This window comes from Microvirga sp. RSM25, assembly GCF_044784385.1.
In the GTDB taxonomy this organism is placed as follows: domain Bacteria; phylum Pseudomonadota; class Alphaproteobacteria; order Rhizobiales; family Beijerinckiaceae; genus Microvirga; species Microvirga tunisiensis.
The window spans coordinates 262,440-281,140 of sequence record NZ_CP173039.1 but is presented as its reverse complement, the minus strand read 5'-3'; the positions used below and the strand labels follow the sequence as shown (position 1 = coordinate 281,140).

Sequence of the window (18,701 nt, the reverse complement as noted above, 5' to 3'; positions counted from 1 at the left end):
ATTTGCCCCTACGGTTGGCTCGACATAAATCAGATATTATGGCTGATCAAGTCCAAATAGTTTGCAAATGAACCATCGGAGGGCGTCAGAATAGCGCGGATATTCTATTGACACATCCTATTCAGACCACGAACGGTCACAATTCGGCCAAAATACTCCACGAATAGATAGGTTCACGACCTTCTTATTTGCCCCTACGGGTCGGACCTTAAAGCGCCCGTTGAAGCGGGCGCTTTCTTTTTTGACGATCCGGCCTCCACTTGCTTTTGCCGCAATCAGGAATCATTCAGTTTTCCTGTGAAATGATCGCATAGGCGTTAAGGCAATTCTTCCGTGATCCCGCACCGAATCCTTCTGGCTCTCGCCCAGTCGCTTCTGGCGCTTCTGCTCATGGCAGGCGCAGTGCAGGCGAAGCCATGCCTCTTCGAGGCCAGGGACCGGATCGAATCGGGTGAAAGCACGCTGAGCCTTTCCGGCGATGTCATCGCCCCGCTTGAAGACACCTCGTTATACTTCCAGGCCGCGCCCAGTGGCGGCGATGACGATTCGGGGTCCGTCCTGCCCGGCGCCGCGCCGACCATCGTTCTCGATCACGCCCGTCTGATCAGGATATCTTGCGTCTCCTATCCCAACGCACCGCCCTCTCACAGGCCCTGCGCCGCCCCACCGACCGGCCCCCTCTCGTCTGAGCCCGCCGCTACGCCGCTTTCCCGCGTGCGTGAGCGCCCGCGTGTGCAGCCTTAGCACACCATCCTTGCTCATGCTTTGACCGACGGTCGAGGCATCCCGGCGCCGAGATTGCAGGCGCCCTGAAAATCAGACGAGTTCTCCCATGCCAACCAACGCTCTTCGTGCAGCCGAGGTGAGGCCCGCCATCGGGGCGCAGCAGGCGCCCGATGCGTCCCGCCCCATTGCGGTCGATTCCCTCGCCGTCGGTATCCACACCTACGATGGACGATGCCGGCTCTTGCCATAGCAGGATGTGCCGGTCTGGCGTTTCTGCTCATGAAGCTTCTGTCCGGGCTCGATCTTTCGACCGTGGCTGCGAGCGCCCTCGGCACACCGCTCCAGCTCATCGGGCTCTCCCTTCTCCTTGCGGCCACAAGCTACGGCGCCCTGATCGGGTATGATGTCTTCGGCATCCGCGCGGCGACGGACAAGGCGGTACCGCTCAAGACTGTCGCCCTCGGGTCGTTCACGAGCTACGCCATCGGCCATACCCTCGGCTTTCCTCTCATGACGGCCGGCGCCGTGCGCTGGCGCGTTTATGGCAGAGCCGGCTTGACCCTGGGCGAGGTCGCGAAGCTCACGGCTGTTGCCGCCATGACCCTGTGGATCGGCATGGCCGGGGTTCTTGGGCTGAGCGCCGCCTCCGAGCCGCAGGCTCTCGCCTCCCTCGACCATCTGCCCGACGGCCTCAACCGCGCCATCGGCATGGTGTTGCTGGCCGGTCTTGCCGTTTACCTGGCCTGGAGCCGCAGGGGCGGCCGGGAGATCGGCCGAGGCAATGTGCGGATCCGCCTTCCGGGCGGCGGAGCGGCGCTTGTCCAGATCGGCCTTGGCCTGACGGACATATGCGCAGCCGCCGCAGCCCTTTGGGTCCTTCTTCCGCAGGATATCGGCATCGGCTTTCCGGCCTTTGCCGCCGTCTTCGCCAGCGCAATTCTGCTGGCCATCGTCAGTCACGTCCCGGCCGGGCTCGGCGCTTTCGAGGCGGCGATCCTGCTGGCCTTCCCACATGTTCCGTCAGCCGAGTTGCTGTCTGCCGTTCTCGTCTGGCGGCTCACCTATACGCTGATCCCATTCCTTTTCGCCGTTGTGCTTTTCGCGGTCCACGAAGTGAAACGATGGGACGCAAAGCTCACACGAGCGGCACGGCGCGTCCGCCATCTCGTGCTGCCCTTCGTGCCCGCGGCCCTCGCCATTCTCACATTCATCGGCGGCCTCGTGCTGCTCACCTCCGGCGCGCTTCCCAACGACTACTCGCGCGTGCGTGCCCTGCGGCTTCTGGTGCCTCTGCCCTTTGCGGAGGTCTCGCACCTCGTCGGCAGCACGGCCGGTGTCGTGCTCCTCATCCTGTCCCGGGGGCTGATGCGCCGCCTTTCGAGTGCCTGGAGCCTGTCCATCGTCGTCATCGGCGCCGGGATCGTGGTATCGCTGGCCAAAGGCTTCGATTGGGAGGAGGCGCTCGTTCTTGGCGCCGTTCTCGCTCTGCTCCTGACCCACCGCTCGGCCTTTTACCGAAGAGCAGGAATCTTCACCGAACCGCTTGAGCCGCGATGGCTGGTCGCCGTGGCCTTCATTCTCGGCTGCAGCATCTGGCTCGGCCTCACGACGTTCCAGGATGTCGATTACAGCCATGACCTGTGGTGGCAGTTCAACTGGCACGACGATGCCTCCCGCTTCCTGCGCAGCAGCCTCGGTGCCATCATCATCGGCGCGGCCCTGTCGCTCTACGCCATGATCCATCGCCATCCCGGTGTCCGACGGGTGGAGCCCCTGAAGACCGGAGCGCTTGCTCCCGCGCTGGCCCATGCGGAGCGGGCCGACGCGCATCTCGCTCTCCTGGAGGACAAGCGCTTCCTCTTCCACGCATCAGGCGAGGCCTTCCTCATGTATGCCGTGCGCGGCAAGAGCTGGATCGCCATGGGCGATCCGATCGGGAAGCCCGAACATGCGGCCGATCTCATGTGGCAATTCCTTGAGGAGGCTGATCGGCATGCAGGCTGGCCCGTATTCTATCAGGTCAGCCCCGCGCACCTGCCTCTTTATCTCGACGGCGGATTGTCCCTCGTGAAGCTCGGCGAAGAGGCGCATGTAGACCTTGAGACTTTCACGACCGAAGGCAAGGTCGGCAAGGATTGGCGCGCCGCACTCAACCGCGCCAAACGCGAGAACCTGGAATTCGCAATCATCCCCGCCGCCGAGGTGCCCGCGCATCTCGCCGAACTCAAGACTGTCTCCGATGCCTGGCTGGCCGTACGCGGTGCAGGCGAGAAGGGCTTCTCCATCGGCTTCTGGTCGGAACGCTACGTGTCGTATTTCGACGTTGCCGTGATTCGCCGCGAAGGCCGCATCGTCGCCTTCGCGAATATCTGGTATGGCCAGCCCGGAGGCGAGATCACCATCGATCTCATGCGCCATCTGCCGGATATCGCCGGCATCATGGATCTTCTCTTCGTCACGCTCATGCAGGAGGGCAAGGCGCGAGGCTATCGCTGGTTCAACCTCGGCATGGCGCCGCTCTCGGGCCTGTCCGACCATCGCCTTGCTCCGAGTTGGCACAAGGTTGCAGCCTTCGTTGCTCGTAACGGCGAGCGTTTCTACGGCTTCAAGGGATTGAGGGCCTACAAGGAAAAGTTCGGCCCCGTCTGGGAACCGCGCTATCTCGCCAGCCCCGGCGGATGGGCACTGCCGCAGATTCTGCTCGACGTCAGCAATTTGATTTCGGGCGGCCCGATCAAAACCATCAGCAAGGGGGCCAGATCATGAAGCCGCTCAAGCCGATCCACATTCTGACCGTCATCTTGGCGCTCGCCGCCCTGCTGTTCGGAAGCATTCTGCTCGGACGCTCCGCCTGGTCCGCCCTGATGCCGCCCACCATCACCACCATGAGGATCGATGTGGATGAGTTCGGCCCTGTCGATGTTGTCCAAGCGGAGGATCGTCAGCCTCGGGGATTGGTCATTCTGGCGGCGAATGAAGCCGATGCGACCGCAGGCCGACAGGATGCATTCGCGCTGGCGAAGGCCGGGCTGGTTGCCGTGTCGTTCAACTTCGAGGCGTTGCGCGCAGACTTTGCCAAGTCGCCGCCAACCGACGAATGTCACTACGTGTCGGACGACCTCAAGGATCTCGCTCAGGCGGTGCAGCGCAAGCTCGGGCTCCAGCGCTACTTCTTTCCCGTAATCGTTGGGCGGGGTGATGGAGCAGCCTTCGCTTATGCCGCTCTGGCGCAGGCTCCGGCGAATACCCTGGGAGGCGCCATCGGCATCGGCTTCAAGCCCTTGCTGAGAACCGACAGAACCTATTGCTTCGAGCCGAAGCTGGAACCTGCTGGCGACGGATACTTTGCCCTGCGCCAGGTGCCCGATCTGCCTGCACCCTGGCGGGCCATTGCACCCGAACGCGAGCGCCAAAGCACCGAGGCCTTCCAGGGCATCGACGGTGACGTGGCATTCGTGCCTGCCGAAGATGACGCCGCAATCCGTGAAGCCTTGATCGAGAACGCCGTCGAACTGGGCAAGACCGGCGAGCGCGGGCATTCTCAGATGCCCGTTTCGGTCATCCGACCCGAAGGCCCTGTGAAAGGGATGGCCGTGATCGTCTCAGGAGACGGCGGCTGGCGGGATATCGACAAGTCCATCGGCGAGTGGCTGGCACAGAAAGGTGTTGCCGTCGTGGGGCTGGATTCGCTGCGCTACTTCTGGTCCAAGAAAAATCCGAAGGACGTTGCTGCCGATCTCGCCCTGCTATTCGATCATTACGGCGCCGAATTCGGCACCGACCGTTACGCGATCGTCGGCTTCTCGTTCGGTTCCGACATCATGCCCGACGTGTGGCCCGAACTGCCGAAAACGATCCGAGACCGCGTCGGTGTCGTGTCGCTTCTTGCGCTTGGCACCAATGCCGATTTCGAAGTGACCGTGGAGGGCTTCATCGGCTCAGCCTCGGCCGAAAGCCGTCCCTTGGCTCCTCTCCTGCATCAATTGCCGCTGGACAGGACGCAATGCATCTACGGCACGGAGGAGGCGGACGACAACGAGACCTCCTGCACGGCACCCGAACTTGGCGAAGCGCAGCGGGTCGCACTGGAGGGTGGGCATCATTTCGACGGCGATTACAGCAAAGCCGCGGAAGCGATTTGGGGGCGGCTGAACCCGGCTCCCTAACGCATCGTGAGGAACCGAACGATGCACCCATCAAGAGGGGACCATCACGGGACAATCAACGGAGCCCGCCATCACGACGCCCCTTGTGGAGCGAAGAAGCAGATGATGGCTCGCGTCTTCGGCTCTTCGCAGATGTGAAATTTCGCATCGGGAGACATCTTGGCATAGTCCCGACCGACGAGGCGCCCATCCCAGAGCCTCCAGCCGTCTTCCGTCTCGGTCACGGTCTCGCCTCTGGCCTCGATCAGCTCTCGGCAATCATGATCATTGCAGCACCAGGCCGGGTACCAGCTATGGGCCAGGGCGGGCGCGCTGAGGAGCCAACCCGCTACCACGAGTATCGTTCGCCGTCGGCAATCGGCCATCCAGGACAGGCCTTTCCCGAGGAAGCAACTCCCCGATTGACAAGCTCATCCCGGATCTTGGCCCGCGCTACACCGCGCGTCCAGTCCTCTGCCCTAGGCCCAATAAGGCCTCACTCCTTGGGCTGCAGATAAGGCTCGACCTTGCCCTTGAGCTTGATGGTCATGGGATTACCGAAGCGATCCTTGGCATTGCCGGCGGTGACACGGACCCAGCCTTCGCTGATGCAATACTCGTCCACATTGGTCTTCTCGACCCCGTTGAACCGGATGCCTACCCCCTTGGCGATCAACTCCTCGTTGAAATAGGGGCTGTTCGGGTTCGAGGACAGGCGGTCGGGAAGCGTGTCGGTCATGCGAAGGTTTCTCCAATGATGGGTCAATCTGGGGCGGGCAACCTACCCTCTTGGGACCAGGATGCCAATTGTGACGCGCCCGACGTGACAAGCTCGCCGCAATGTCCTACTTTCGTCGAACTCTTCTAAGGGTAAGACGATAATCCGCGGCAAAGCGGAGACAGATCAGGGAGACAGCGTTGTCCGCAGCGACAGACGGGATTCACACCGATTTTTCAGAAGGCATGAGCTATGGAGACTATCTCCGGCTCGACACCCTCCTCTCCGCCCAATCTCCCCTGACGGCCGAGCACGACGAACTTCTCTTCATCACGATCCATCAGGTGATGGAGCTTTGGCTGAAGCTCCTGAACCGGGAGCTCGATATGGCGCTGGCCCATATCCGGGCGGACGAACTCCAGCCCGCCTTCAAATGCACCGCACGCATCAACCGGATCCAGGAGCAGCTGATCCAGGCCTGGACCGTGCTCTCCACCATGACGCCCTCCGACTACCTGAGCTTCCGGCCGGCGCTCGGCAAATCTTCCGGCTTCCAGTCCTGGCAGTACCGCTTGGTGGAGTTCAAGCTCGGCGCCAAGGACGCGATCAAGATGGCGCCGCACAAGCACCGGAGCGACCTCGCGGACCAGCTCGAAGCCGCCTACCAGGCGCCGAGCCTCTACGATGAAGCCCTGCGCCTGCTGGCGCGGCGCGGCTACGCGATCCCGGCCGAAGTGCTCGACCGCGATGTAACTCAACCCTACACGGCACATCCCAGCGTCGAGGCCGCCTGGGGGGAGATCTACCGCCATGCGGGCGAGCATTTCGATCTCTACGAACTCGCCGAGGAGCTGGTCGACCTGGAGGACGCCTTCCAGCAATGGCGCTTCCGGCACATGAAGACCGTGGAGCGCATCATCGGCATGCGCAGCGGCACGGGCGGCAGCACCGGCGTGACCTATCTGCGCAAGGCGCTCGAACACTACTTCTTTCCCGAACTCTGGTCCGTGCGCGGCAGGCTGTGACGGGGGAAATACGCAATGCTTGACCTTCGTTCACAATTTTCCCGCTTCCTCAACACCGAGCCGGACCGCCTGCATTTTGCATCCCACAGTCACCATCCCTGGCCGGATGTGACGCGCGACGCGCAGCTCCAAGCCTGGGACGATGCTGCCCGCCTCATCGACGACAAGTGGGAGCATGTCTTAGGACCTGTTCTTGAAGAGTATCGCGGCCATGTGGCCGGGCACCTCAACCTGCCGGATCCGTCGACCATCGCGGTTGCACCCAACACGCATGAATTCTTGAAGCGCATTCTCTCCTGCCTCCCTACGGATCGCCCGGTCCGCATCCTGACCTCGGACGGCGAGTTCCATTCCTTCACGCGCCAGATTGCGCGCCTGGAGGAAGAGCAGATCGTTGCCGTGACACGCGTGCCGGCGGAACCGTTCACGACCTTCGAAGACCGCTTCTTCACGGCTGCGCAGGAAGGCTACGATCTCGTTTTCGTAAGCCAGGTCTTCTTCAATTCGGGCTTTGCACCGGATGGGCGCAGGCTCGCGGAATGCGCCTGCGACGGCGCCATGATCGTGATCGACGGCTATCACGGCTTCATGGCACGGCCGACCGATCTCGGCAGCATCGCGGAGCGGGTGTTCTACATCGCGGGCGGCTACAAATATGCGATGGCGGGCGAAGGTGCGTGCTTCATGCACTGCCCGCCCGGATGGGGTCTGCGCCCGCGCGACACCGGCTGGTATGCCGCCTTCGGCAACCTCGCCAGCGCGCAGAACGGACAGGTCGGTTACAGCGACGATGCCTGGCGCTTCATGGGCGCGACCTTCGATCCCTCGGGTCTCTACCGCTTCAATGCGGTCATGCGCTGGCTTGCGGATGAAGGCATCACGCCCGGCATCATCCACGCTCACGCGAAGGCGCTGCAGCAGCATTTCCTGCGCTGCATCAGTGCATCCGCCTTGTTCGCGGAAGCCACGCTCGTGGTGCCGGCCGACGAGACACGGCGCGGCAACTTCCTCACCTTTCAGACCCCAGAGGCTCAAAGGATCTATCGCGACCTTGCAGAGCTGCGCGTGGTGACCGATGTCCGCGGCCAACGCCTGCGTCTCGGGTTCGGCATCTATCAGACGGAAGAAGAAGTGGACGATCTCGTGCGCCGCATCGACGAGGCGGGCGCGCTGGAGTCCCTGCCCGTCAATACATCCTCGGCGGCCTGAAGAAGACCGCACCCCACATGCACCACTCCGTCGAGCGCGAGGAAACACAGTTTCGCTGTCACTTGCCTGAATCCGTGATCTTGCTCCCTCGCCTTTTCGATTTGACATGACGCGGCATGGAGCAGAGCATTTAGCCCTGCTTCAGCCCGCACGATGCCATGGTGGCATATCCGTGTCGGACCCAACCTGAATCCCCTGCTTCCGACCGTCGCGTCGGACAGCCAGCTTCGGAGCCAGGCCATGCCGGTCGACACATACTACGCCAGAAGCGGTGATCTCCGGATCGCCTACCAGGTGGTCGGCCGAGGACCGCTCGATCTGGTCTTTGTCCCAGGGTTCATCTCGAACCTCGATCTTTACTGGGATGAGCCGAACATGGCTCACTTCCTGTCTCGCCTGAGTGCATTCAGCCGTCTCATCCTCTTCGACAAGCGCGGCACCGGGCTCTCGGACCGCCTGGGGAACCTTCCGACACTCGAAGAGCGCATGGACGATGTACGCGCGGTCATGGATGCCGTGGGCAGCAAGAGAGCCGCCCTCTTCGGAATATCCGAAGGGGGCGCAATGAGCATGCTCTTTGCGGCAACCTATCCTGAACGAACACAGGCTCTGATCCTCTACGGCACCTATGCCGATTTCCACACCTGGGTGCTGCCGCCTGAGCGGTTCGAGCCGTTTCTGGAGAAGATCGACAGGACCTGGGGACAAGGCGAAAGTCTCAGCGCCTTTGCGCCGACCATGATGGCGGATGAGCGATTCAAACAATGGTGGGCGCGCTTCGAGCGGCTAGGCGCCAGTCCCTCGGCCGTCATCACCCTCATGCGGATGAACAGCCAGATCGACGTGCGCCACATCCTTTCGGCGATCCGCGTGCCGACACTCGTCCTGCATCGCTCGGGCGACACGCGGGTCAATGTGGAGGGAGGTCGCTATCTCGCAGCCAACATACCAGGAGCGAAATATGTAGAGTTTCCGGGCATGGATCATGTGATGTGGGCCGGCAACGTGAATCCGCTGGCGGATGAGATCGAGGAGTTTCTCACCGGCACGCATAGCGAGAAGGAACCGGACCGTGTGCTGGCGACCGTCCTGTTCACGGACATCGTGGATTCAACCCGAAAAGCAGAAGCGATGGGCGACCGCGGCTGGCATGCCCTTCTCGACGAGCACGACAGGATCGTCCGCGCCGCAATCGACCGGTTCCGGGGACGTGAGATCAAGACTCTCGGCGATGGGTTTCTGGCCACCTTCGACGGCCCTGCACGCGCCGTCCGATGCGCGAGCGCGATCATCGACGCGCTTCATCCCTTGAGCCTGAATGTCAGATGTGGCGTCCATACCGGCGAGGTCGAGATGAAGGGTGACGATATCGGCGGCATTGCGGTTCATATCGCAGCCCGGATCGCCTCCTTGGCAGATGGCGGTGACGTACTGGTATCGCGGACGGTGCGCGATCTCGTCGCCGGATCCGATTTGCCGTTGGAGGAAAGGGGCAATTTTGCCCTGAAGGGACTGAGTGAGCGCATGCCGCTCTATGCCGTTGCAGCGCTTCAGCGAGCGGGAATGGGCGCTTGATTTGGTGATTGTTCCGACTGCCGCAGAAGAGACGGCAGCGGCAGAGCTTGGCAGGTGAGAGACCATGCAGGAGCCGAATCCGTTGCCACGAATGCATCTGTGGAAGCCCATGCTGATCGATCCGCGCCTTGGCGATGCGGAGGACGACATCGCGAGTACCAAGAGCCGGTCACTCGTTGCCATCGGCGGACGACTTCTTGCGGAAATCAGTCTTCCGAAGCTCGCCGTCGCCTGGTTCATGCTGATCGGCCTTCCTGCCATCCTCCTGGGACTTGCGCCATTGGTCATTCTGGGATGGGCGACCACGATATCCGGACAGGTCGCGACCGCACTGGCAGGATTCTGGTCGCTGTTGATCGTTGCCGGTCTCATCAGCCTCGCGTGGATCGGCGGCAAGCCTGTGTTGCGCGCAGCCGAACAAAGCTTCTGGTCGCTCAATGCACTGGCCGTTCAGCCCGTCTATGCCCTGTTTCGAGAAGGGTTGCGGCACATCATCGGCAAACTCGCTCCCGATCTCAGGCCGCGCCGCCATACACATCTCTACGCCATCGCTGCAGTCGGAGGCGGCGTTTTGGTGAGCTCCTTGTCGTTTTGGTTCGTCGTCCTTGCCTGGCCCGCTTCGCGCTGGGTCGGTGAAGCGGGAGACATTCTGGCGCCTTTCCAGCTGATCGTCCCCGCCCTCGCCAATGCTGTAGTCATCATAGGATGCTATGTCACAGGCGCCGCCCTCATATGGGCCCTTGCGGATGGCGCCCTGGGGCGGCCCGCCGATCTCATGGCCTTCGCCGACATGCCGTCCGAGGCCCGGACCTGGCGCGTCGCACATCTTTCCGATCTCCATGTGGTCGGAGAGCGCTACGGATTCCGGATCGAAAGCGGCCGGACGGGACCTCAAGGCAACGAGAAGATACACCGTGTCCTCGATCGACTGGATGCTTTTCACGCACAGCATCCCTTGGACCTTGTGCTGATCACCGGCGACATGACGGATGCCGGCCGGTCTGGAGAGTGGGCGGAGTTCATGGATGCGGTCGCGGCTCATCCCGGTCTGGCGGAGCGCCTGTTGATCCTTCCCGGCAACCATGACGTGAATGTCGTCGATCGCGCCAATCCGGCTCGACTCGAGTTGCCGACGAGTCCAGGAAAGCGCCTTCGCCAACTTCGAACGCTCTCCGCGATCGAAGCTCTGCATGGGGACAAGGTTTTCTGCTTCGATTCCGACAAGGGGCGCCTCGGCCCCACTCTGACCGAGAGACTCGCTCCGTACCGGGACGATATCGAGGCCTTTGCCGATACAGGAGGGATCCGCCAATCCCTTCGACTGGCACAGATCTGGGATGACGTGTTCCCCATGATCGTTCCACCGAAAACGGATGATGGGATCGGCGTCATGCTTCTCAACTCGAATGCGGAAGCACATTTTTCCTTCACGAACGCTCTTGGCATCATATCCGCTCTTCAAGCGCAAGATCTCATGGCCGCCATGGAGCGATATCCGCGCGCCGGCTGGATCGTGGCGCTTCACCACCATCTCGTGGAGTATCCCACGCCGGCAAAAGCATTCTCCGAGCGTATTGGCACGGCTCTTATCAACGGCTCCTGGTTCGTCAGGCAACTCCGCCCCTTTGCCGACCGGCTGGTGGTGTTCCACGGGCACCGGCACACCGAATGGATCGGGCAATCCGGAGGCGTTCGGATCGTCTCCGCCGCCTCTCCCGTGATGAATCCGGCGCAGAACGGCAGCGTTTCATTCCTCATACACACCCTTGCGGTCAGCGGCGGTGAGCTGAAGCTCGCCGCCCCGGAGCGAGTGGAGATCAAGCTTCCGGACGAGGGTGATCGGGGGCCGGCAGATCCGCCTCCTCCGGCGGACCCAGTTGGATCGCCAACCATCGGGTCGCTGGATCCTGAGCACAGTAGGTGAGAACGGCAATCGTGATCGGGAGGCCGATGAACGTTCCCGGCAATCCCCATAGGAACGTCCAGAGGAAAATCGAGAACAGCACGACGAAGGGCGACATGGCGAGCACAGTACCGGAAAGGCGCGGCTCGATATAACTCCCAACCACGAACTGGATTACATTCAAGCAGGCGAAAACCACAATGACGGCCTGCCAGGTGTCGAATTGGACCATCGCGAGCAACGTCGGAAACAGGGTCGCGATAAAGGGACCGATGAAGGGGATGTAGTTCAACGTGAAGGCGATCACTCCCCACTCCTGGGCGAGCGGCAGACCGAAGAGCATCGCGAAGGCCCAGACGAGTACACCGGTCAGAACGCTCATCATGGTTCGCACCACCATGTATCGCCTGATCTTCGCCGCTGTCTCCTCGCTTCCGGCGAGCAGGACCCGCGCGATACGACGGTTCGGAAGAGCCTCGATTTTCCTCGCCGTCCCTTCGACCTCGAGCAAGCCGATGATGACGTAGACGAGAACGACGAGCCAGAAGCTCAAGGTCGTATTCACCTGGCCGGTGAGCTTCTGCATGAGGCCCACGATCCAGCTGACGTTGAAGTGATCGGCCCAGAGGCTCGCCACGGCAATTCCTTGCTCCTCGAGCCAGGAAGTCATTTGGTTGTAAAGCGCCTGGAACCGGCTCAAGTTGATGAGGATCCAACGCCCGACCCGACTGAAGGCCCAGACGATGAGCGAGGCGAAGCCGCTGAACGCCACCACGAGCAGCAGGACGCTGATCGCCAACGCGATAAGGCGTGGAATGTAGGCCTGGAGACGGAACTGCAGCGGCCAGACGATCGAGATCAGAAACAGCGAGAAGGCAACCGGAGCGATAACCGCCTCGGCCACATAGATCGCGCCGAGGAAAGCCAGGATCACGAGCGTGATCAAAGCCCAGTGAATCAAGCCAAAGTCAGAGGGTACGCGATGCGTTTCTTTCAAGGGAGCTTGAGGCCGATTCACGTCGTCTCTCCCGGTTCACCCTAGCGTCGAAGATCAGTGGCTCTATCCGTTGCCGTCTGTCGTCACGGCGCTTGCCGGGATTTCAGATACCCTCTGTCTCGACGGCTCCGGAGTGGCACGCCGCAACGCGATTTCGTTATACAATACCGAGAGTTCGCATCAGGAGCAATCGGCTGATCGCTGCATGCCCAATGAGCCTCGTTCTGCAAGGAGATGACATCCGCCTGATGCAGGAAGCTCGAGGAAAAGTCGCAGATCAGGACTTCTACCTGGCTCCTCCAGGGTTTTTATCGATACCCTTGCCGGTCTTTTGGTGCTCACCGCCATCATGGGTCAGTTGATCAGCAACACCGCGACCGCGTTGATCGTCATTCCCATCGGATTGGCGGCCGCGACAAGCATGGGGATCTCGCCACGCCCCGTTCTCATGAGCATAGCGGTGGCCGCAGCCGGTTCTTTCCTGCCCCCCGTCGCAACGCCGACGAACCTGATGGTCATGGGACCGGGAGGATACGCGTTTGGCGATTACTGGAAGCTCGGACTGCCGCTGATGATCTGGTTCTTCGTCGTGTCGGTCTTCCTGGTGCCGCTGATCTGGCGATTCTGACCGGCTCGTCGACGATTCGACATCAGCTCATCCGCACCTGCCAGGCGAGATAGGCGATCGCCGAGCCGACGCTGATCAGATTCATGCCAAGCAGAAATCCTAAAAGCCATACGGAAGTCACCGGCAGATTAACCCAGAGGACGAGTGAAAGCACGATGCCGACCATGCCGCTTGCCAGCACCCAGCCCCAGTTGGGGAACGGCCGGATCGTCAGTGCGAAGACCACTTTGGAAATACCTTCCATCATGAAGAACACGATGAGGAGGAGCGTGATCGTCGTCAGTCCCTGCTCCGGGTCGCGCAGGAACAGGAAGCCGATCAGCATGGCAAGGCAGATGGAGATCAGCTGCAGCCAGAAATGCGGCACGTGCCGTGCGCTGATGAGACTGAGCGCCTGCAGCAGGCCGCTGATCACCAACAGCCAGCCGAGGAGAACGATCACTGCCGTCGATGAAAAGATAGGATAGACAATCGCAAGAACGCCGGCTGCGATCAGAAGGAGCCCCTCGATGAGATACCATAGCGAATAACGCTTGACGGCATTCCGCATCGCTTCGCGGAACACTTCCGCCGCGGCGTCCAACGATATTGCCATAGCACCCTCTCTACATCTCAGCGCTCACGTCAGCTCCCGAACACCCGCACCGCGCTCGATGCCTGTGGGCCAGTCGGATCCCAAACCATACTCCCCGAAGCACAGACGAGTGCGAACATGAAGGGCTTGAGAACGCTCATGTCGGTAAACTAGTGCTCTGCATCTCCACTGAAAGACGCAGCTTACTGCCTCCTTCCCGATACACCGGCAGGAGCCCAGAAAGAGCAACTTCGGATCGCTTCGATCGCCCGGACCCGTCTACGGTGTTTCCGCCGCCATTGCGCCTGCAGCCGCGACGCCCTCGCCCGGACTCGGCGCATGGGCCTGCGACAGGGCAGCTTGGAGCTTTGCTTCCTGTTCCGGCGACAGCGAGGAACGTATGACGCGCCCTTTGAACCCTGAAAGTTCGGCCAGCACCTTCTCGGGCTGCGATTTCCGGATCAGCAGGAACAAGGCGGAGGTGTCGGGCTGAAGCGTCTCGCCGATGGATTTGATGAAGTCGTCGTTGATGCCGTAGTCGATCATGCTCCCGGACAAGGCTCCCGAGCCTGCTCCGACGGCGCCGCCGATGGCAAGGCCAGCGAGCGGATTGAGGAACAGCAACCCGATGAGGCTGCCCCACATCGCGCCGGACAGACCGCCGGAGGTCGCTCCGAGCTTCACGAGATTCATGCTCTGCTTGATACGCACGGCACCGTCGGATCCACGTATGGCGACGACGGCGTCCTCGAGATCGATGAGGTATTCCTTTTGCAGTCGGGTCAGTTCCGTCAGGACACGGTCTGCATCATTCGGGTTGTCGAATCCAACGACTACCAGCTCGGCCATGAGACCCCTCCTCCTGTAGCGACAGTCCCTGGAGAGTAAAGTGAATGGCTGATACGTCCATCAGGTATTACCCCGAGCCAGTGCGGGGATTCTCATGAGGCTCGGCTGAATATTCAGTCCTGATACGGTGCGAAGCATCATTCGTGGCTGCGGAGTTGCATGAACTCTTGTCCATCACGGGAGAGAAACCCTGGAAAAGGGAGATTGCTGCGGCCATAGATCAGGCTTTGCACCACGGGAAACCAGGGATTTCCCGAGTAGCCGAATCCGGCCTCTCGGGTGAGGCTGTATCCGATCCGATCGTGTCGCGTGGAACCGAAACTCTGCGTCAGCGAAAAGCCGACGTGGTTTCCCGCTGCGCATAATGCGCTACTTGAGGATTGGGCATCGGATGGATCCCAGAAGTGTGTTCCAATTTTGGGGCCGATGCCGTGGCCCGCAGCCGGGTCCAAAACCCAGAACCGAGGAAGGAAAGTGCGATGAGGACAATCATGACAGCCATCGCGGCGAGTACGCTCATGCTTTCCATGGCGGCCTGCACCACACCGGGAGAACGCGCGGCCGGTGGTGCGGTCATTGGCGGCGTTACGGGTGCCGCGGTCGGCGGAGCGGCAACGGGCCGGACGAGCGGAGCCTTGGCCGGAGCGGCCGTCGGTGCTGCCGGCGGCGCGATCGTCGGAGCATCGACCGCCCCGCGCAGCCCATGCCCCTATGGCACCTACCGGGATGCTTCCGGCAATCTGTTTTGCCGTTGACGGTCCGAAGCAGAGGCGTAGGACTTATCGTTCGCTGATGCGTTCTGCAGTCGCTTGACCCCGTAACTTAGCGGTGCGGGAGCAGGCGACTGTACCCGTATGCCAGCCAGGGCTGTATCAGCCGACGCGTTGTGCCATTGCAAGCCTTAGGCCCTCCGTCATCGACGAAGCGGCTGAACCTCCGTATGCTTCGCAATGGTGCCGACAGCCCTGGCCTCCAATCGTGCGGGATCCTGCCGCCCGCACTTGAGACGACGCAGGTCAGCGGCAGGCATCGGCGCTTCGGCCTTCATCGTGCGGAGATTGCCGACGGGACTCGCCGCTTCCGACAGGCCGGTGTTGAGGAGTTCCCGCATGACCAGCGTCCGTGTCGCCGCGCTGGGCGATCCGAGAACCACGCCGATGACGCGTCGGTTCCCGCGAAGGGCCGAGACGGTCACATTGAACCCGGAGGCGCATACATAGCCCGTCTTCGAGGCCTCGAGACCTGTGTAATCCTCCACCAGCTTATTGGTGTTCTTGAGCATCCGCCCGTTGACCGTAATGGAGGGCGTCCTGAGGAGGTCCAGGTAATCGGCATGGTAGCTCAGGAGTGCCAGCATCAGCACGGCCATATCCCGCGCATTGGTCACCTGTCGGTCATCGTGCAGGCCGGTCGGATTGACGAACCGGGTCCCGGTCATTCCGAGGCGCCTCGCCTCCTGGTTCATCGCCGAGACGAAGGCCTCCTCGCTTCCGCCGATGGCTTCCGCAATCGCGAACGACACGTCGTTGGCGCTCTTGACCATCATGACCGTGAGTGCGTCCTCCAAGCGAAGCGACGTGCCCGGCGGGACACCGAGCTTCGTCGGCGCCTGGGCGGTCGCCCTTGGGCTCAGGACGATCGACGTGTCCATGCTGACCCGGCCCGATTTGACGGCCGTCAGCGCCAGATGGGCAGTCATCATCTTGGTGAGCGATGCCGGATGCCAGGAGCGTGTCGCCTCCTGTGCGGCGAGAATGTCGCCAGTGGACGCATCCACCAGCAGCATGGGAGAGGCGCCGACGGATAAGGGCGTCAGGAGAAGGCCGGCAGCCAGGAGGATCGAGAGCGGCTTCATGCCCGGATCGTTGCCCGAACCGCGGCCTTACGCAAGCACCCGACGGCAAAAACCGTCCCGCTCTACTACTTTCGGGTTGTCGCAAAAGGATTTGGGAGTGGTCCCCAGGTCTGTCAGACGGCCGCCTCGGCCAGCAGGAGGACGATTCCCAGCGCGACCATGACGATGCTGGGCCAGTGGTGTTTGGGATGAAGAGCGCGCACCCGCTCCCGCGGCTCCAGGGTCGCGCCCGATCCCGTCGAGCCCATGCGATGCGGGTCGCTCAGGCGCCCTTTCCAGAGAACCTGACCTGCCGCGAGCACGATCCCGCCCACGATCAGCAGCGCACCGATCCAGATGAGGAGCATGCCCGACTGCATGAAACCCTCCCTGATGAGGTCCAATGCTCGCGAGCATAGCACAGGGCTCCAAGAGAACCCAGGCGTTGGGCTGGCCGAAACGAGAAGTACGGAGACATCATCGTCGCTGTGGTCAGACCGCCTGTCCAGCACACCAGCCGGACGACCAAGCCCACTGGAAGTTATATCCGCCGAGCCAGCCGGTGACGTCCACCACCTCACCGATGAAGTAGAGACCGGGCACCGCCTTGGCTTCCATGGTCCTGGAGTCGAGTTCGCGGGTGTCGACGCCGCCGAGCGTCACCTCGGCCGTCCGGTAACCTTCCGAGCCGGCCGGCTTGAAACGCCAGCGGTTCACGGCCTCGTCGATGGTCCGAAGCTTCTTGTCGGAATAATCGGCAAGGTTGGCCGGCCCCTTCTCCGTCTCGGCGATCAGTTGTGCCAAGCGCTTGGGCAGGAAGGCGGACAGAGCGGTCTGCAGGGCCTGCCGGCCGTTTTGCGCGCGGGCGGCACGCAGCTCCTCGAAGAGGTTCACGCCCGGCAACATGGAGAGCACGATCTCGTCGCCCTCGCGCCAATAGGAGGAGATCTGCAGGATCGCGGGGCCGCTCAGGCCGCGATGGGTGAAGAGCATGGCCTCGGCAAACGTGGTCTTCCGGCAGCCCGCCACCACATCGACCGACACGCCCGCCAAAGGCGTAAGGCGCTCCAGCAAGGTCGGCTCCAGGGTCAGCGGAACGAGAGCCGGCCGCGTCTCGACGATCTTCAAGCCGAATTGCTGCGCGAGATCGTAGCCGAACCCGGTAGCCCCCATCTTCGGAATGGACTTTCCGCCCGTCGCCACCACGACGGAACGGCATTGCACTGCGCCCTGCGTAAGCTTCAGCGCAAATCCTTCCGGTGCTTTCTCCACGCTCTCGACGGAGGTCGAGAGACGAAGCTCCACATTACCCTGTCGCATCTCGCTCAACAGCAGATCGATGATCTGCTTCGACGAGCCGTCGCAGAAGAGCTGGCCCAAGGTCTTCTCGTGATAGGCGATGCCATAGCGCTCCACGAGAGCGATGAAGTCGCGTTGCGTGTAGCGGCGCAGGGCCGAAATGGCGAAGCTTGGGTTCTGCGAGATGAAATTTGCCGGCGCGGCATTGAGATTGGTGAAGTTGCAGCGTCCGCCGCCGGAGATGCGGATCTTCTCACCGGGCTTCGCGGCATGGTCGAGGATGAGCACGGAACGGCCGCGTTTGCCGGCCTCCGCCGCACACATCATCCCAGCGGCTCCGGCGCCGATCACCACAACGTCGAACTGATCCAAGAGAGGTCTTCCTGAAAGAAATTTCTGACGCCTCCGCTTGAGAGACGCATGGAGAACTTAGCCTGAGGACATGGAAAGGCTGTTCGTAGTGAACCTCGGAAGAAGGCGCAAGTATCGTGCAGGAGGACTGCGTTGAAGCTCAGCCGCATCAGGCATTATTTGCGGCCACAGCAGTCAGTCGATTGAAGCCGGTCCGTCAGGGGTGTACCATCGAGGCGTTTCCAAGCAACCGCGCATCCCGAAGCGACGGTGTGTCAGTACAGCCGCCCTCCTGGCATGCGAGCGTCCTCGTCTCATCGGAGGTTGTCATGACGATCGCACCAACCCTTCAACGCTACATGTCCGATCAAGGCATCAGCTACGACCTGATCCAACATGAACCGGCAATGACGTCGCTGGGTACGGCCCATGCTGGGCATGTGCCGGGCGATCGGCTGGCAAAGGGCATCATGCTCAGCAACGGGCAGAACTACATGCTCGCCGTTCTGCCGGCGTCGCATCACCTGCGTCTGTCCGACCTGAAGATGGAGCTGGGCCAGGAACTGCGTCTGGCCTCCGAGGATGAGATCGTCGAAGTATTCCGCGACTGCGATCGCGGCGCCATCCCGCCCGTCGGTACATGCTATGGCCTCGATGTCATCGTCGAAGACAGCGTGGAGCGGCAGCCGGACGTCTATTTCGAAGGCGGCGATCATGCCACGCTGGTTCACGTGAAAGGGGATGACTTCGCGCGCCTCAACCCGCGGGCTCAGCACGGCACGTTCAGCGACCGGATATGATGCTGGGAGTTGGTGAGGCATGCGTGCGGTGGCGTACGAGTGCCGATAGGTGATCTATCACTGGAGCA

Annotated in this window: 18 protein-coding genes and 1 pseudogene; 11 read left to right on the top strand and 8 right to left on the bottom strand. The window is 61.9% G+C overall.

Annotated features, from left to right (window positions below; genetic code table 11):
- Positions 1-333 precede the first annotated feature (333 nt).
- The 4 genes from ACD578_RS01300 (at position 334) to ACD578_RS01285 (ending at position 4,892) form a co-directional block, all read left to right on the top strand.
- Positions 334-744 carry a hypothetical protein gene (locus tag ACD578_RS01300; RefSeq protein WP_404290173.1) on the top strand — a complete coding sequence of 137 codons (411 nt, stop codon included), beginning with the start codon at positions 334-336 and terminating at the stop codon, positions 742-744.
- An 88-nt stretch (positions 745-832) separates the two neighbouring features.
- Complete coding sequence (locus ACD578_RS01295) at positions 833-976, top strand: hypothetical protein (RefSeq protein WP_404290171.1); 144 nt, start codon at positions 833-835, stop codon at positions 974-976.
- A 29-nt stretch (positions 977-1,005) separates the two neighbouring features.
- The gene (gene mprF / locus ACD578_RS01290) at positions 1,006-3,492 is read left to right on the top strand and encodes a bifunctional lysylphosphatidylglycerol flippase/synthetase MprF (protein ID WP_404290169.1); all 2,487 of its coding nucleotides are present in this window, start codon (positions 1,006-1,008) and stop codon (positions 3,490-3,492) included.
- Positions 3,489-4,892, top strand: a complete 1,404-nt coding sequence (locus ACD578_RS01285) for a virulence factor family protein (RefSeq protein ID WP_404290167.1) — start codon at positions 3,489-3,491, stop codon at positions 4,890-4,892. The genes mprF and ACD578_RS01285 overlap by 4 nt, the downstream gene beginning before the upstream one ends.
- Before the next feature lie 71 nt (positions 4,893-4,963).
- On the opposite strand, the gene ACD578_RS01280 is transcribed toward ACD578_RS01285, so the two are convergent.
- Both ACD578_RS01280 and ACD578_RS01275 read right to left on the bottom strand, forming a co-directional pair.
- The gene (locus ACD578_RS01280; protein WP_404290165.1) at positions 4,964-5,257 is read right to left on the bottom strand and encodes a hypothetical protein; all 294 of its coding nucleotides are present in this window, start codon (positions 5,255-5,257) and stop codon (positions 4,964-4,966) included.
- Positions 5,258-5,367: 110 nt separating this feature from the next.
- Positions 5,368-5,610 carry a DUF3297 family protein gene (locus ACD578_RS01275; protein WP_152714691.1) on the bottom strand — a complete coding sequence of 81 codons (243 nt, stop codon included), beginning with the start codon at positions 5,608-5,610 and terminating at the stop codon, positions 5,368-5,370.
- Positions 5,611-5,789: 179 nt separating this feature from the next.
- Here ACD578_RS01275 and kynA point away from each other — a divergent pair, with 179 nt between their 5' ends.
- From kynA to ACD578_RS01255, 4 genes are all read left to right on the top strand, one after another.
- The gene (gene kynA / locus ACD578_RS01270) at positions 5,790-6,614 is read left to right on the top strand and encodes a tryptophan 2,3-dioxygenase (RefSeq protein ID WP_404290163.1); all 825 of its coding nucleotides are present in this window, start codon (positions 5,790-5,792) and stop codon (positions 6,612-6,614) included.
- Between the two features lie 15 nt (positions 6,615-6,629).
- A complete protein-coding gene (locus tag ACD578_RS01265) occupies positions 6,630-7,823 on the top strand; it encodes an aminotransferase class V-fold PLP-dependent enzyme (protein ID WP_404290161.1) in 1,194 nt (397 codons plus the stop codon).
- Positions 7,824-8,063: 240 nt separating this feature from the next.
- Positions 8,064-9,398, top strand: coding sequence for an alpha/beta fold hydrolase (locus tag ACD578_RS01260; protein ID WP_404290159.1), 1,335 nt, complete (start codon positions 8,064-8,066; stop codon positions 9,396-9,398).
- A gap of 64 nt (positions 9,399-9,462) precedes the next feature.
- Positions 9,463-11,322, top strand: coding sequence for a metallophosphoesterase (locus tag ACD578_RS01255; RefSeq protein WP_404290157.1), 1,860 nt, complete (start codon positions 9,463-9,465; stop codon positions 11,320-11,322).
- Here the strand turns inward: ACD578_RS01255 and ACD578_RS01250 are convergent.
- Positions 11,216-12,235 carry an AI-2E family transporter gene (locus ACD578_RS01250; RefSeq protein ID WP_404290155.1) on the bottom strand — a complete coding sequence of 340 codons (1,020 nt, stop codon included), beginning with the start codon at positions 12,233-12,235 and terminating at the stop codon, positions 11,216-11,218. The genes ACD578_RS01255 and ACD578_RS01250 overlap by 107 nt on opposite strands.
- Positions 12,236-12,617: 382 nt before the next feature.
- Here ACD578_RS01250 and ACD578_RS01245 point away from each other — a divergent pair.
- Positions 12,618-12,926: pseudogene (locus ACD578_RS01245) on the top strand (SLC13 family permease); the annotation flags it as partial.
- Between the two features lie 22 nt (positions 12,927-12,948).
- Here ACD578_RS01245 and ACD578_RS01240 read toward each other — a convergent pair.
- A complete protein-coding gene (locus ACD578_RS01240) occupies positions 12,949-13,521 on the bottom strand; it encodes an HdeD family acid-resistance protein (protein ID WP_404290153.1) in 573 nt (190 codons plus the stop codon).
- 258 nt (positions 13,522-13,779) lie between these two features.
- On the bottom strand, positions 13,780-14,349 hold the full coding sequence (locus ACD578_RS01235; RefSeq protein ID WP_404290151.1) for a DUF1269 domain-containing protein: 570 nt from the start codon (positions 14,347-14,349) through the stop codon (positions 13,780-13,782).
- 491 nt (positions 14,350-14,840) lie between these two features.
- On the opposite strand from ACD578_RS01235, the gene ACD578_RS01230 reads away from it, so the two are divergent.
- Positions 14,841-15,104: a glycine zipper domain-containing protein gene (locus tag ACD578_RS01230; protein ID WP_404290149.1), complete on the top strand. Its 264-nt coding sequence runs from the start codon at positions 14,841-14,843 to the stop codon at positions 15,102-15,104.
- 158 nt (positions 15,105-15,262) lie between these two features.
- On the opposite strand, the gene ACD578_RS01225 is transcribed toward ACD578_RS01230, so the two are convergent.
- From ACD578_RS01225 to ACD578_RS01215, 3 genes are all read right to left on the bottom strand, one after another.
- The gene (locus tag ACD578_RS01225) at positions 15,263-16,204 is read right to left on the bottom strand and encodes a D-alanyl-D-alanine carboxypeptidase family protein (protein ID WP_404290147.1); all 942 of its coding nucleotides are present in this window, start codon (positions 16,202-16,204) and stop codon (positions 15,263-15,265) included.
- Positions 16,205-16,317: 113 nt separating this feature from the next.
- Positions 16,318-16,563: a hypothetical protein gene (locus ACD578_RS01220; protein ID WP_404290145.1), complete on the bottom strand. Its 246-nt coding sequence runs from the start codon at positions 16,561-16,563 to the stop codon at positions 16,318-16,320.
- A gap of 112 nt (positions 16,564-16,675) precedes the next feature.
- Positions 16,676-17,854 carry an NAD(P)/FAD-dependent oxidoreductase gene (locus ACD578_RS01215; RefSeq protein ID WP_404290143.1) on the bottom strand — a complete coding sequence of 393 codons (1,179 nt, stop codon included), beginning with the start codon at positions 17,852-17,854 and terminating at the stop codon, positions 16,676-16,678.
- A gap of 308 nt (positions 17,855-18,162) precedes the next feature.
- Between ACD578_RS01215 and ACD578_RS01210 the strand changes: the two genes are divergently transcribed.
- Positions 18,163-18,633, top strand: coding sequence for an aminoacyl-tRNA deacylase (locus ACD578_RS01210; RefSeq protein WP_404290141.1), 471 nt, complete (start codon positions 18,163-18,165; stop codon positions 18,631-18,633).
- Positions 18,634-18,701 lie beyond the last annotated feature (68 nt).

Excerpts from the sequence above, each read along its gene's own strand:
- ACD578_RS01295 (WP_404290171.1), top strand. The coding sequence starts at position 833 with ATGCCAACCAACGCTCTTCGTGCAGCCGAGGTGAGGCCCGCCATCGGG.
- mprF (WP_404290169.1), top strand. The coding sequence starts at position 1,006 with ATGAAGCTTCTGTCCGGGCTCGATCTTTCGACCGTGGCTGCGAGCGCC.
- ACD578_RS01255 (WP_404290157.1), top strand. The coding sequence starts at position 9,463 with ATGCAGGAGCCGAATCCGTTGCCACGAATGCATCTGTGGAAGCCCATG.
- ACD578_RS01260 (WP_404290159.1), top strand. The coding sequence starts at position 8,064 with ATGCCGGTCGACACATACTACGCCAGAAGCGGTGATCTCCGGATCGCC.
- ACD578_RS01285 (WP_404290167.1), top strand. The coding sequence starts at position 3,489 with ATGAAGCCGCTCAAGCCGATCCACATTCTGACCGTCATCTTGGCGCTC.
- ACD578_RS01280 (WP_404290165.1), bottom strand. The coding sequence starts at position 5,257 with ATGGCCGATTGCCGACGGCGAACGATACTCGTGGTAGCGGGTTGGCTC.
- ACD578_RS01275 (WP_152714691.1), bottom strand. The coding sequence starts at position 5,610 with ATGACCGACACGCTTCCCGACCGCCTGTCCTCGAACCCGAACAGCCCC.
- ACD578_RS01265 (WP_404290161.1), top strand. The coding sequence starts at position 6,630 with ATGCTTGACCTTCGTTCACAATTTTCCCGCTTCCTCAACACCGAGCCG.
- ACD578_RS01240 (WP_404290153.1), bottom strand. The coding sequence starts at position 13,521 with ATGGCAATATCGTTGGACGCCGCGGCGGAAGTGTTCCGCGAAGCGATG.
- ACD578_RS01235 (WP_404290151.1), bottom strand. The coding sequence starts at position 14,349 with ATGGCCGAGCTGGTAGTCGTTGGATTCGACAACCCGAATGATGCAGAC.
- ACD578_RS01220 (WP_404290145.1), bottom strand. The coding sequence starts at position 16,563 with ATGCAGTCGGGCATGCTCCTCATCTGGATCGGTGCGCTGCTGATCGTG.
- ACD578_RS01230 (WP_404290149.1), top strand. The coding sequence starts at position 14,841 with ATGACAGCCATCGCGGCGAGTACGCTCATGCTTTCCATGGCGGCCTGC.
- ACD578_RS01210 (WP_404290141.1), top strand. The coding sequence starts at position 18,163 with ATGACGATCGCACCAACCCTTCAACGCTACATGTCCGATCAAGGCATC.
- ACD578_RS01225 (WP_404290147.1), bottom strand. The coding sequence starts at position 16,204 with ATGAAGCCGCTCTCGATCCTCCTGGCTGCCGGCCTTCTCCTGACGCCC.